At 74.5% G+C, this 11,874-nt stretch carries 13 protein-coding genes; 11 read left to right on the forward strand and 2 right to left on the reverse strand.

Features of this window, described 5'->3' with window-relative positions:
• Positions 1-18: 18 nt before the first annotated feature.
• Positions 19-570: a hypoxanthine phosphoribosyltransferase gene (gene hpt / locus J1M40_RS08825; RefSeq protein ID WP_002858265.1), complete on the forward strand. Its 552-nt coding sequence runs from the start codon at positions 19-21 to the stop codon at positions 568-570.
• A 35-nt stretch (positions 571-605) separates the two neighbouring features.
• Here the strand turns inward: hpt and J1M40_RS08830 are convergent, their stop codons facing one another.
• On the reverse strand, positions 606-1,670 hold the full coding sequence (locus tag J1M40_RS08830; protein ID WP_036316222.1) for a type IV toxin-antitoxin system AbiEi family antitoxin domain-containing protein: 1,065 nt from the start codon (positions 1,668-1,670) through the stop codon (positions 606-608).
• A gap of 373 nt (positions 1,671-2,043) precedes the next feature.
• On the opposite strand from J1M40_RS08830, the gene ftsH reads away from it, so the two are divergent.
• The 9 genes from ftsH to J1M40_RS08875 are packed head-to-tail and all read left to right on the forward strand — an operon-like array spanning position 2,044 to position 10,383.
• Entirely contained in the window at positions 2,044-4,134 is a 2,091-nt protein-coding gene (ftsH, locus tag J1M40_RS08835; RefSeq protein WP_020625290.1) for an ATP-dependent zinc metalloprotease FtsH, read from the forward strand.
• A 17-nt stretch (positions 4,135-4,151) separates the two neighbouring features.
• The gene (gene folE, locus J1M40_RS08840; protein WP_020625291.1) at positions 4,152-4,772 is read left to right on the forward strand and encodes a GTP cyclohydrolase I FolE; all 621 of its coding nucleotides are present in this window, start codon (positions 4,152-4,154) and stop codon (positions 4,770-4,772) included.
• Positions 4,773-4,798: 26 nt separating this feature from the next.
• A complete protein-coding gene (gene folP / locus J1M40_RS08845) occupies positions 4,799-5,713 on the forward strand; it encodes a dihydropteroate synthase (protein ID WP_020625292.1) in 915 nt (304 codons plus the stop codon).
• Positions 5,710-6,090, forward strand: coding sequence for a dihydroneopterin aldolase (gene folB / locus J1M40_RS08850; RefSeq protein ID WP_020625293.1), 381 nt, complete (start codon positions 5,710-5,712; stop codon positions 6,088-6,090). The genes folP and folB overlap by 4 nt, the downstream gene beginning before the upstream one ends.
• Positions 6,087-6,731: a 2-amino-4-hydroxy-6-hydroxymethyldihydropteridine diphosphokinase gene (gene folK, locus J1M40_RS08855; RefSeq protein ID WP_020625294.1), complete on the forward strand. Its 645-nt coding sequence runs from the start codon at positions 6,087-6,089 to the stop codon at positions 6,729-6,731. The genes folB and folK overlap by 4 nt, the downstream gene beginning before the upstream one ends.
• Entirely contained in the window at positions 6,728-7,255 is a 528-nt protein-coding gene (locus J1M40_RS08860) for a DUF3180 domain-containing protein (RefSeq protein WP_020625295.1), read from the forward strand. The genes folK and J1M40_RS08860 overlap by 4 nt, the downstream gene beginning before the upstream one ends.
• Complete coding sequence (locus J1M40_RS08865; RefSeq protein WP_020625296.1) at positions 7,236-7,748, forward strand: PH domain-containing protein; 513 nt, start codon at positions 7,236-7,238, stop codon at positions 7,746-7,748. The genes J1M40_RS08860 and J1M40_RS08865 overlap by 20 nt, the downstream gene beginning before the upstream one ends.
• On the forward strand, positions 7,745-9,436 hold the full coding sequence (locus J1M40_RS08870) for a PH domain-containing protein (protein WP_020625297.1): 1,692 nt from the start codon (positions 7,745-7,747) through the stop codon (positions 9,434-9,436). Before J1M40_RS08865 ends, J1M40_RS08870 begins: the two co-directional genes overlap by 4 nt.
• Complete coding sequence (locus J1M40_RS08875) at positions 9,433-10,383, forward strand: Rossmann-like and DUF2520 domain-containing protein (RefSeq protein ID WP_020625298.1); 951 nt, start codon at positions 9,433-9,435, stop codon at positions 10,381-10,383. The genes J1M40_RS08870 and J1M40_RS08875 overlap by 4 nt, the downstream gene beginning before the upstream one ends.
• Before the next feature lie 157 nt (positions 10,384-10,540).
• On the opposite strand, the gene J1M40_RS08880 is transcribed toward J1M40_RS08875, so the two are convergent.
• A complete protein-coding gene (locus J1M40_RS08880; protein ID WP_020625299.1) occupies positions 10,541-11,017 on the reverse strand; it encodes a low molecular weight protein-tyrosine-phosphatase in 477 nt (158 codons plus the stop codon).
• Positions 11,018-11,278: 261 nt separating this feature from the next.
• Between J1M40_RS08880 and J1M40_RS08885 the strand changes: the two genes are divergently transcribed.
• The gene (locus J1M40_RS08885; RefSeq protein ID WP_020625300.1) at positions 11,279-11,728 is read left to right on the forward strand and encodes a DUF3806 domain-containing protein; all 450 of its coding nucleotides are present in this window, start codon (positions 11,279-11,281) and stop codon (positions 11,726-11,728) included.
• The last annotated feature ends 146 nt before the right edge of the window (positions 11,729-11,874 follow it).

Here is an 11,874-nt window from a genome sequence, read left to right on the forward strand (position 1 = left end):
ACTCACCAGGAGCGGCGCATGGACGCACAGGATGTCCAGAACGATCTCACCCACGTCCTCATGTCCCGCGAGGACGTGCAGGACACGATCACGGACCTGGCCCGCCAGATCGACCGCGACTACGCGGACAAGGACCTGCTCATCGTCGCCGTGCTCAAGGGCGCCGTGATGGTGGTCGCCGACCTCACCCGCGCCCTGCACTCCCACGTGGAGCTGGACTTCATGGCGGTCTCCTCCTACGGCTCCGGCACCAAGTCCTCCGGCGTGGTGCGCATCCTCAAGGACCTCGACGCGGACCTCACGGGCCGGCACGTCCTGATCGTCGAGGACATCATCGACTCCGGCCTGACCCTGTCCTGGCTCAAGGCCAACCTGGAGTCCCGCGGCCCGGCCTCGGTCGAGATCTGCACCCTGCTGCGCAAGCCGGAGGCCATGAAGGTGGACATCGACGTGAAGTACGTCGGGCGGGACATCCCCAACGAGTTCGTGGTGGGCTACGGCCTGGACTACGCGGAGAAGTACCGCAACCTGGACTTCGTGGGCACGCTCGCCCCGCACGTGTACAGCTGACCGGGGGCCCGGCGTGGCCCGGCGTGGCCGACCTGTCACGCGTGGTGTCGCTCTGATGCCGGATCTCCGCCCCATTCCGACTCCTTGCGTGACAGGCCGCCGGCGTCCCCGAGGTGACGGCGCACCTCCACGATCACGCGCGTGAATCCGCGGCGAGCGTCGGAGGAGGACACGGTGATGTTCCGGTAGCCCCGTCGCTCGAAGGCCGCGTTGCGCTGCACGTCGCGGTCGATCTGGCGATCCGCGCCGTGGTGGCCGCCGTCGTAGTGCAGGGCCACTCTCGCCTGCGGATAGCCCAGGTCCGCCGTCGCGGGGTGGTGCAGGGAGAACTCCGGGTCCCAGACCTCGAGCTGCAGTGCGGGCTCGGGGAGCCCGGCGGCCGTCAGCGCGAGCCGGAGCCGCGTCTCCTTCGGCGAGTGCGCCCCCACCCGGACCAGCGTGGCGGCGGTGCGGAGCCGTCGTCGCCGGTTGTGCGCGGACGGGCTGGTCTCGGCCGCCTGGGTCAGGGCCGCCCGGGTCCGCTCGGCAGCGTCGGGACCGCCGGACAGTTCCGCCCGGCGGACGAGATGGTCGCCGAGGATGACGAGCTCGTCGTCGTCGAGCAGGGCCGCGAGGTCGACCCAGAGACGGGGCGGGGCGGTGACGTACCAGGCCAGACCGCCGATCCGCACGCGCTCCACGTCCGCGGGCGGGAGCGCCGTCCGGTGGGAGGTGACGCCGGGGAGGGCGAGGCGGCCACGGTCCCGCGGGCGGCTCACGTGGACCTCGTCCCCCGCGTCCAGTCGCTCCGGCAGCCAGATCTCACGGGCGCGGGCCGCGGTCTGGTGCGACACCACCGTGGTGGCGCGGTGCCGGGCGAGTCGCAGCAGGAGCTCGTGTTGGGTGGCCGAGAGCGGGGTGCTCCACCGGTAGGGGGAGGAGCCGGCCGCGGGGCGCTCGACGGCGGCCGGGGCGGCCTCACGCCGGCGGTAGAGGCCCCGGGCGAGGCGTTCGACGTCGGAGCGACGCAGCCGGTTGTGGTCGATGCCGGCGGCCCTCGCCTGCGCGGCGGTGAAGGGGCCGTCCAGCAAGGACGCGGGAAGCGGGGTGGGGCGACGCATGGTGCCAGCCGTCCTGGGCCGCCGTCGGCCTGGGGAGGAGTTCGGGTGCGCGGGGGTCTGTGCAGGCGGGGACGCAGGGGCGTGGCCGCAGCGCCGGCGACCTGTCACGCGAGCGGTCGCTCTGAGGTGCGATCCACGCGCCATTCCGACCCCTCGCATTCCCGGTGGGTGCCAGGACGGTGCTGGCCGACGTCGGCGCCGGCTGACCGCCCGCGCCCTGTCCACCTGACGCGAACAGTCAGCGGACACCCGGGCGGGGCCGGTACCGTGGAGGCTTGACCCGGGCGCGACGTCGGCCCTGCGCCGGCCCCGGCTGCACGGCGGCCGCCCCGGGGAGCCCGGCCCCCGCGGCAGACCAGGAGACACTCGGACCGTGAAGAAGCTGTTCAACAAGCCCTACGTCTGGATCCTGCTGGGCCTGCTGGTCCTCGCCGTCGCGATCCCGCTGACCACGTCACAGAGCGGCCGCACCATGGTGGACACCAACGTGGGCATGGCCCTGCTGAAGGACGACAAGGCCGCGCAGGCCCGCGTGGTGGACGGGGACCAGCGCGTGGACCTCACCCTGCGTGAGCCCTACAAGCAGGACGACCGGGACCTCGGCAAGGAGGTCTACTTCTACTTCGCCACCGCGCGCGCCACGGACGTGGTCACCGCGGTGGACGACTCGGCCCTGGACGGCTACACGGACGAGCCGGTGCGGAGCAACTGGTTCCTCTCGCTGCTCGGCTTCATGGTTCCGTTCCTGCTCATCGCACTGCTGTTCTGGTTCCTGATGTCCCGCATGCAGGGCGGCGGTGGCAAGGTCATGCAGTTCGGCAAGTCCCGCGCCAAGCTGATCAACAAGGACAACCCGGACGTGCTGTTCAAGGACGTCGCGGGCGCGGACGAGGCCGTGGAGGAGCTCCAGGAGATCAAGGAGTTCCTCACCGTGCCGGACCGCTTCCGCGCCGTGGGCGCCAAGATCCCCAAGGGCGTGCTGCTCTACGGCCCGCCCGGCACGGGCAAGACCCTCCTCGCCAAGGCCGTGGCCGGTGAGGCCGGCGTGCCGTTCTACTCGATCTCCGGCTCGGACTTCGTGGAGATGTTCGTGGGCGTCGGCGCCTCGCGCGTGCGCGACCTCTTCGAGCAGGCCAAGTCCAACGCCCCCGCCATCATCTTCGTGGACGAGATCGACGCCGTCGGCCGGCACCGCGGCGCAGGCATCGGCGGCGGCAACGACGAGCGTGAGCAGACCCTGAACCAGATGCTCGTGGAGATGGACGGCTTCGACGCCTCGACGAACGTCATCATGATCGCCGCGACCAACCGCCCGGACGTCCTGGACCCGGCGCTGCTGCGCCCGGGCCGCTTCGACCGCCAGATCCCCGTGGACGCCCCGGACCTCGAGGGCCGCGCCAAGATCCTCGAGGTGCACGCGCAGGGCAAGCCGATCGCCCTGGACGTGGACCTGCGCTCCCTGGCCAAGCGCACCCCCGGCTACACGGGTGCGGACCTGGCCAACGTGATCAACGAGGCCGCGCTGCTCACGGCGCGCTCGAACAACAATGTGATCGACAACCACGCCCTGGACGAGGCCGTGGACCGCGTGATGGCCGGCCCGCAGAAGCGCACCCGCCTGATGAACGAGCACGAGCGCAAGGTCACCGCCTACCACGAGGGCGGCCACGCGCTCGTCGCGGCCGGGCTGCGCAACTCCGCCCCGGTCACCAAGATCACGATCCTGCCCCGCGGCCGCGCCCTGGGCTACACGATGGTGGTCCCGGAGGACGACAAGTACTCCGTCACCCGCAACGAGCTCCTGGACCAGCTCGCGTACGCGATGGGCGGGCGCGTGGCGGAGGAGATCGTGTTCAAGGACCCGTCCACGGGCGCCGCGAACGACATCCAGAAGGCCACGGACACGGCCCGCAAGATGGTCACCGAGTACGGCATGTCCGCCAAGGTGGGCGCCGTCAAGCTCGGCGGCGGCAGCTCCGAGCCCTTCGTGGGCGGCGCCGCCGGCGGCTCCTCCCGCGAGTACTCCGAGGAGCTGGCGTACCTGGTGGACGCCGAGGTCCGCACCCTGCTGGACCAGGCCCACGCCGAGGCCCACTGGGTGCTCACGGAGAACCGGGACGTCCTGGACCGGCTGGCCTACGAGCTGCTGGAGAAGGAGACGCTCACCCAGGAGGCCATCGCCGCCATCTTCGCGGACGTGCGCAAGCGGCCCGAGCGCGGCGTGTGGCTGGCCTCGGACGACCGGCTCCCGCAGGACATCCCGCCCGTCCTCTCCCCCTCCGAGCGCCGCTCGCGGCATGACGGCGGGCAGCAGACCCCCGTCGGCGTCGAGGGCACCACGGTGCCGGTGCGTCCGGAGGGTGCGCCGCCGTCGTCGCTGGGCGGGGACGCGGCCGGCCCCGGCCTGCCGCCGCACGGCGGTCCGAGCAACACGCCGGGCCCCGGCGAGGGACCGACCTTTTGACCGCGCAGGAGACCCGCATGACAGCCCACACCCCCGACGACGCCGTCCCCGGCACGTTCGACCCGGACTCGACCGCGGTGGACCGGCCGCGCATCGAGGCGGCGGTGCGGGAGATCCTGCTGGCGATCGGTGAGGACCCGGACCGCGAGGGCCTGGCGGACACCCCGGCGCGGGTGGCCAAGGCGTACGCGGAGTTCTTCGCGGGCCTGCACCAGAGCCCGGACCAGGTGCTCGGCACCACGTTCGACATCGCGCACGAGGAGCTCGTGCTGGTGAAGGACATCCCGTTCTACTCGACCTGCGAGCACCACCTGGTGCCGTTCCACGGCACCGCGCACATCGGCTACATCCCCTCCGCCGAGGGCCGCGTGACGGGGCTGTCCAAGCTGGCCCGCCTCGTGGAGCTGTACGCGCGGCGTCCGCAGGTGCAGGAGCGGCTGACCACGCAGGTGGTGGAGGCGCTCATGGAACATCTGGCCCCGCGCGGGGCGATCGTGGTGGTGGAGGCCGAGCACATGTGCATGTCCATGCGCGGCGTGCGCAAGCCGGGCGCGAAGACCGTCACCTCGGCGGTGCGCGGCCAGCTGCGGGATCCGTCCACGCGCTCCGAGGCGATGAGCCTCATCATGCACGGCTGAGGACCACCGACGGCGGAGGAGGACACGTGGACGAGAGCATCGACGCGGCGGCGCGGGAGGCGAACCGCGCCCTGCTGGGGCGGCTGCCCGCGGGCCGGACCCTGGTCATGGGCATCCTCAACGTCACCCCTGACTCGTTCTCGGACGGCGGGGAGCACGCCACCGTCCGCGCGGCCGTCGAGCACGCCCGGCGCATGGTCGCGGACGGCGCGGACATCGTGGACGTGGGCGGGGAGTCCACCCGCCCCGGGGCCCGCGCCGTGCCGCCGGCCGAGGAGCAGGAGCGCATCCTGCCCGTGATCGAGGCGCTGCTGGCCGAGGACGTCGTCCTCTCCGTGGACACGCGCCACACCGCCACCGCCCGGGCTGCCCTGGCGCTGGGGCCGGTGATCGTCAACGACGTCTCCGGCCTCGCCCACGAGCCGGATATGCCGGCGCTGATCGCCGCGTCGGGCGCGCCGTACATCCTCATGCACAACCGCGGGAACCCGCAGACCATGGACGGGCTGGCCGTCTACGAGGACACCGTCCCGGACGTCGTGTGCGAGCTGCGGGACGTGGCCGGCCGCTTCCTCGCCGCGGGCGTCGAGCCCGCGCAGCTGATCGTCGACCCGGGCCTGGGCTTCGCGAAGGCCGGCGAGCAGAACTGGGAGCTGCTGCGCGGCCTCGAGTGGCTCCGCGCCATGGGCCACCCGGTGCTCGTCGCCGCCTCGCGCAAGCGGTTCCTGGGCACGCTGCTGGCGGACGACGACGGCACCCCGGCCCCGCCCGCCGCGCGCGACGCCGCCACCGCGGCCATCTCCGCCCTCGCCGCCGCCCAGGGCGCGTGGGGCGTGCGCGTGCACGACGTGCGCGCCAGCGCCGACGCCGTCCGCGCCGCCGCCGCCTGGGTCGGGGCGCACGCCCCGGGTGAGCCCGTCTCCGAGGACGTGCTGCCGTGAGCGCCCGGGACCGCATCCGCCTGGCCGGGCTGTCCGCCGTCGGGCACCACGGGGTCTTCGACCACGAGCGCCGGGACGGGCAGCCGTTCGTCACGGACGTCGTCCTCCACCTCGACGCCGGCCCCGCCGCGGCCGACGACGACCTCGCGCGCACCGCCAACTACGCCGAGGTCGCGGACACCGTGGTCCGCCTCGTCACCGGGGAGCCGGTGGACCTGATCGAGACCCTCGCCGACCGGATCGCCCGCGCCGTCCTCGCCGAGCAGCCCGTGGTGGCCGCCGTCGAGGTCACCGTGCACAAGCCGCAGGCGCCCATCCCGCACGACTTCGCGGACGCCGCCGTCACCGTGCACCGCACCCGGGAGGACCTCGCGTGAGCACCGTCGACTGGTCGCACCCGGCCGAGGGCCCCGCGCCCATCCCCGAGCTGGGCGCCCGCCCGGACGCGCCCGTCGCGGCCGTGCTGGCCCTCGGCGCCAACCTGCGCGAGCCCGCGCAGACGCTCGACGCCGCCGTCGCCGCCCTGTCCGCGCTGCCGCACATCACGGACGTCCGGGCCTCGCCCCGGGCCGTCACCACACCCGTGGGCGGGCCGCCGGGCCAGCCCGACTACCTCAACCAGGTGGTCACGCTGCGCACGGACCTCGCGCCGTGGGAGCTGCTCGCGGTGGCGCACCGGCTCGAGCAGGACCACCATCGGCGGCGTGAGGTCCGCTGGGGCGCGCGCACCCTGGACGTGGACGTGATCGCCTACGGAGACGTGCGCAGCGACCACCCGGACCTCACCCTGCCGCACCCCCGCGCGGCCGAGCGGGCCTTCGTGCTGCTGCCGTGGCTGTGGCTCGACGCGGACGCCACGCTCGCCGGCACGCCCGTCGCCGACCTCGCCGCCGTCGCCGCGGACGCCCCCGGGGTGCGCCGTCAGGAGCCCGAGCGGCACCGGCTGCTGGCCGGCACCGACGACGTCGCCCCGCTCCGCCCGGCACGCCCGGACGCCCTCGGGAGGGAGGCCACGTGATCGCGCTGCGCTCCGGGTGGACCCTGCTCGTGGTGCTGGTGGCCGCCGTGCTCGGCTGGCTGGCCGGGCTCGCCGCGCCGTCCCTGGGCTGGCCGGCGCCCGTGGTGGGCCGCGGCGGCCTGATCACCGTGGCCGCGGTCTCCGTGCTGTGCCTCGCGCTGGGCTGGCGGGTGCGCCGCGACCGGGAGAAGCCCGCCGCCGCGCGGATGGACCCGCTCGCCGCGGCCCGCACCCTCGTGCTCGGCCAGGCCTCCGGCTTCGCGGGAGCGGCCCTCGGCGGGTGGCACGCCGGGGTGGCGGTGCAGGTGCTGCTGCGGGCCGGCGTGGAGGCACCGACCGTGCGGGAGGCCGCCCTGCAGGCCGTCGGCGGTCTCGTCCTGCTGGTGGTGGGGCTGATCGTCGAACGGTGGTGCCGGATCCCGCCTGAGGAGGATGCGCCCGAGGGCGGTCGTGGGCAGGATGGGTCCCCGGGCCGACCGGCCCGTCCCGAGACGGAAGGAGGGTATGCCCGTGCCCGGCATTGACCTGAGCGGCGTGGCCTTCACGCCGGCCTCGCCGCGGCTGGCGACGGTGAAGCTCATCGCCACGACCATCGGCCACCTGATCTGGCTCGCCGCGTTCTCCGTGCCGCTGATCCTCAAGCTCACCGGCCCGTGGGCGGGGATGGCCGCGTGGGTCGCGTGGGGGCTGCCGGCCGTCGTCGTCGTGTCCTGGATCGTGGACCTGATCCTGATCCCGCGGCGCGTGCGCGCGATGGGCTGGGCCGAGCGCGAGGACGACGTCCTGTGGCGCGAGGGCATCCTGTTCCGCAGCGTGCACGCGGTGCCGTACGGCCGCCTGCAGTACGTGGACGTCTCGGACGGTCCGCTGCTGCGCCGGGTCGGGCTGCAGACCCTCACCCTGAAGACCGCCGCCGCGGGCGGGGACGTCACCCTGGAGGGCGTGCCCCGCGAGAGGGCCGAGGAGCTGCGCGAAGTCCTCATGGCGCGCGGCCAGGCGCGGCTGGCGGGCCTGTGAGCGCGGCCGCCCCGCCCCCCGCCGACGACGCCGGCTGGGTCCGCGTCCACCCCGCCTCGCCCTGGGTGCGGGGCTGGACCTTCCTGCTGCTGATCCTGTTCTTCGCGGGCCGCAACGCGGTGGAGGACTTCGCGGCGGGCCGGCTCAGCGGGGAGGACGCCCCGGGCGGCGGCGACGGCAGCCTGCTCGTGGCCGGCGGCATCCTGCTGGGGGTCACCCTGCTGATCAGCCTCGTGTTCTTCTTCTCCTGGTGGTTCACCCGGTTCCGCTGTGGGGAGGATCGGATCGAGCTGCGCCAGGGCTGGCTCTTCCGCAGCCGGCGGCAGATGCGCTACGACCGCATACAGGCGGTGGACCTGCAGCACCCCCTCGTGGCCCGGCTGCTCGGGCTGGCCACGGTGAAGGTCGAGGCGGCCGACGGCGGCGAGTCCGCGCTCGAGCTGTCCTTCCTGCGCCGCGCCGAGGCCGAAGCGGTGCGCCGGGAGATCCTGGACCGCGCGTCGGGGGTGCTCGGGGGAGCCGGGGCGGACGCGTCCGCCCCGGAGCGCGCGGCCGAGCCCGGCCTCGCCGACGCCGATCCCGACGCCGTGGACGCGGACGCCGGCGAACTCCTGCTGCAGGTGCCCGCGGGGCGGCTCCTCGGCTCCGTCCTGCTCTCCGGAGGCGTGCTGGGGGTGCTGGCCGGGTCCCTGATCTGGCTGGGCGGTCTCGCCCTCGTGGTCGCGCTGCTGCCCGAGGCGGTGCTGGACGAGGGGGAGACCCTGACCGGGATCGGCGCGGCCGCGTCCCTGCCCGCCCTGTTCTCCGTGGCCGGCGTCGCGTGGTCCCGGTTGAACGCCGGCTGGGGTTTCCAGGTGCGCCGCTCCACCGACGGGCTGCGACTGCGGCACGGGCTCACCGAGACCACCCACCAGACCGTCCCGCCGGGGCGGGTGCAGGGGGTGACCGTCTCCCAGCCCCTGTTCTGGCGGCCCTTCGGCTGGTATCGGGTGAACATGGCGGTGGCCGGGTACCTGCAGGAGTCCGACGGCGCCCGGGACGTCGCGCTGCCCGTCGGCCCGTGGGAGGACGTGCTCCGCGTCCTCACGGTCGTGGCCCCGGACCCGGGCCTGGACGGCGATCCGCGCGCCGCGCAGGGGCTGACCCCCGCCGGGCTCATGCACCTCGGCGTGCACGGCACCGGCACGGAGGGCGGCTTCCAGCACGTGCCGCGGCGCGGCAGGTGGTGGTTCAACTGGTTCGCCTGGCGGCGGACCGGCTTCACGACGACGCGGTCCCTGCTGGTGGTGCGCAGCGGCTGGTTGAACCGCCGGCTGCAGACCCTCCAGCACGAGCGCATGCAGGCGGCCGAGCTGGCGCAGGGCCCGGTGCAGCGACGCCTGGGCCTGGCCACGGTGCGCGTGTGGGTCGCGGGGGCGAACGCCGTGGTCCGCGACCTCGACGAGGACGTGGCCGTGGACCTGTACGCCCGGGAGGCCCGGCACGCGGCCGTCTCGCGTCGCCTCGCCGACCGCGACCAGTGGATGCGCCCCGAGGAGCTGGCCCGCTTCGAGCAGCGCACGCGCGAGGTCGCGGCCACCGAGGTGGGCCGCCGCGAACTGGCCCGGGCCGGCGTCGTCGGCGGCGCCGTCGTCGGGGAGGAGAGCGGGGCGCACGTCCCCGCCGTGCGCGGCGAGGAGGAGCGATGACCGGCGGACTCGACCTGAGCCTGGACCCGCATGACCCGGCGCAGCGGCCCGGGCGGCTGGGCGTCGGCGTGGTGAGCGCGGGTCGAGTGGGGGCCGTGCTGGGCTCGGCGCTGCGGGCTGCGGGCCACACGATCACGGGCGTGCACGCCGTCTCCGAGGCCTCGCGGGACCGCGCGGAGATGCTCCTGCCGGGCGTGCCCGTCCTGGAGATCCCCGAGATCCTGCGCCGCTCCGAGATGGTCGTCTTCGCCGTCCCGGACGACGCGCTGGGCGAGCTCGTGGCCGGCCTGGCCGCCGCGGGCCACGTGCAGACCGGCCACCTGCTCGTGCACACCTCCGGCCGCTACGGGGTGGGGGTGATGGAGCCGGTGCGCGCGCACGGGGCGATCCCCCTGGCGATCCACCCGGCCATGACGTTCACGGGGCTGAGCCTCGACGTCGCCCGGCTGCAGGACTGCGTGTTCGGCGTGACCGCGGACCCCGTGGTGCTGCCCGTGGCCCAGGCGCTCGTGGTGGAGATGGGCGGCGAGCCCGTGGTCGTGAAGGAGGCCGACCGGGCGGCCTACCACCTGGCGCTGTCCCACGGGTCGAACCACCTGGTGACGCTGACGGCGCAGGCCCGTCAGATCCTCGAGACGATCGGGGTGGCCGACCCGGAGCGGGTGCTGCGCTCGCTCATGACCGCCGCGCTGGAGAACGCGCTCACCGACGGCGACGGCGCCCTCACCGGCCCCGTGGCCCGCGGCGACGTCGACACGCTGCGGACCCACCGTGAGACCCTCGGCGAGCTCGAGGCCGGGGGACTGTCGGCGGACGTGCGGGCCGTGTGGGAGACCCTCGCCCGCGCGACGACCGACCGCGCCGAGACCCGCGGCGCCCTGCGCGCGGACACGGCGGCGCGGCTGCGCGAGGTCCTCGACGACTCCGACGACCCCCACGACGACTGATCGACCCCCGCCGCCCCCGCTTTCGTTCGGGAAACGGCGGGTCCCGGGCCGTTTTCGTTCGGGAAACGGCGGGCCCCGAGCCGTTTTCGTTCGGGAAACGGCGGGTCCGGCGGCGTTCGCGTCGCTGGGACGAGACCCCGGGACCGCGCCCCGGCCGTCAGAGGCGCCCGTCGCGGATCGCGGCGACGACGCCGTCTGCCGCGTCCTCGATCTGCCGGTACATCTCCTCGAACTGCGGCCGCGGATACCCGTACGGATCGGGGACCTCGCGCACCCCGGCGCGGTCCGCATCCGACGCGAACTCGCCCATCAGGTGGATCCGGTCCCGCTGCTCGTCCGTGGTCGCGAGCCGCCGCGCGTCGGCGAGGTTGGCCTCGTCCATCACCAGGATCAGGTCGGCGTCGTCCACGAGGTCGGCGGACAGCTGCACCCCCACCGTCGGGAACTCGTAGCCCAGTTCCCCGCCGACCTCGCGGGTGAGGTGATGCGGCCGGGCGCCCACGTGCTCGTCGGACGTGCCGGCGGAGGTGACCTCGACGTCGTCGAGACCGGCCTCCGCGAGCTTGCGGTTCAGCACGGCCTCGGCGGCGGGCGAGCGGCAGATGTTCCCCAGGCAGACGGTCATGATGCGCATGGGGCCAGTGTCTCAAGTCCGGGCGGGGGCGGCGGACGACGACGGTCCGCACGCTCGCCTCGTCGCTGGCGGCGCGACGTCGGTTGCGTCCACGAGTGCTCCCGCTGGGGGATCAGAGGCCTCCGGCGGTCCGTCCCCCGGCTCCTCGCCGTTTCTCGAACGAAAGCGCTGCGACACGCCGCCGTTTCTCGAACGAAAGCGCGGCCGGCGCCGCCCGTTCCGGCGACGGCGGCGCCCGACGCGCCTGGCAGGATGGTCGCCATGACCGACCAGCCCGAGATGAGCCCCCTGACCGAGCCCGAGCGGGAGTGGGTGCGCGTCCGTCGCGACTTCGCCGCGCAGGAGGGCGTGGACCACCTGGACCTGGACGCGGTCGCCGCGTACTACGACGCCGTGCTGGCCCGCTCGCAGGCCGAGGCCGAGGAGCTGGACCCCGAGGAGCTGGCGGTGCTGCTGGACGTCGTCGCGGTGCTGCTCGGCGAGCACCTGGGCGCGCGCCACGGCATGCAGTGGGTGACGGTCGCGGATGAGGAGGGGCCCGCCCTCGCGCTGCGGGACACCCTCTCGGACGCCGTCGTCTTCCCGCAGCCGGTGGTCGGCCAGAGCTGGAACCATCAGGCCACGGGGGAGTGGATGGGCGAGTACGTCGACTGGCTCGGCGAGCAGCTCCAGCAGATCCGGGCCGACGCCGGCACGCGGCCCGGCGCCTGAGGCGCGGCGGGCACCGGGGCGGCCCGCCGTCAAGGCCGCCACCCCGCCGTCCTCCGTGTTGCCCGGATCACGTGCGGGCCGATAGAAACGAACGCATGACCTCCACCCCGGACACCCCGGCCGCCCCCGCCACCCCCTTCCACGAC

The organism is Micrococcus sp. KRD026 (assembly GCF_017168445.1).
In the GTDB taxonomy this organism is placed as follows: domain Bacteria; phylum Actinomycetota; class Actinomycetes; order Actinomycetales; family Micrococcaceae; genus Micrococcus; species Micrococcus luteus.

What these genes read in the sequence shown, in the direction of transcription:
- hpt (WP_002858265.1), top strand. Translation starts at nt 19, where the DNA reads ATGGACGCACAGGATGTCCAGAACGATCTCACCCACGTCCTCATGTCC.
- J1M40_RS08830 (WP_036316222.1), bottom strand. Translation starts at nt 1,670, where the DNA reads ATGCGTCGCCCCACCCCGCTTCCCGCGTCCTTGCTGGACGGCCCCTTC.
- folE (WP_020625291.1), top strand. Translation starts at nt 4,152, where the DNA reads ATGACAGCCCACACCCCCGACGACGCCGTCCCCGGCACGTTCGACCCG.
- J1M40_RS08865 (WP_020625296.1), top strand. Translation starts at nt 7,236, where the DNA reads ATGCCCGTGCCCGGCATTGACCTGAGCGGCGTGGCCTTCACGCCGGCC.
- J1M40_RS08875 (WP_020625298.1), top strand. Translation starts at nt 9,433, where the DNA reads ATGACCGGCGGACTCGACCTGAGCCTGGACCCGCATGACCCGGCGCAG.
- J1M40_RS08880 (WP_020625299.1), bottom strand. Translation starts at nt 11,017, where the DNA reads ATGCGCATCATGACCGTCTGCCTGGGGAACATCTGCCGCTCGCCCGCC.
- J1M40_RS08885 (WP_020625300.1), top strand. Translation starts at nt 11,279, where the DNA reads ATGACCGACCAGCCCGAGATGAGCCCCCTGACCGAGCCCGAGCGGGAG.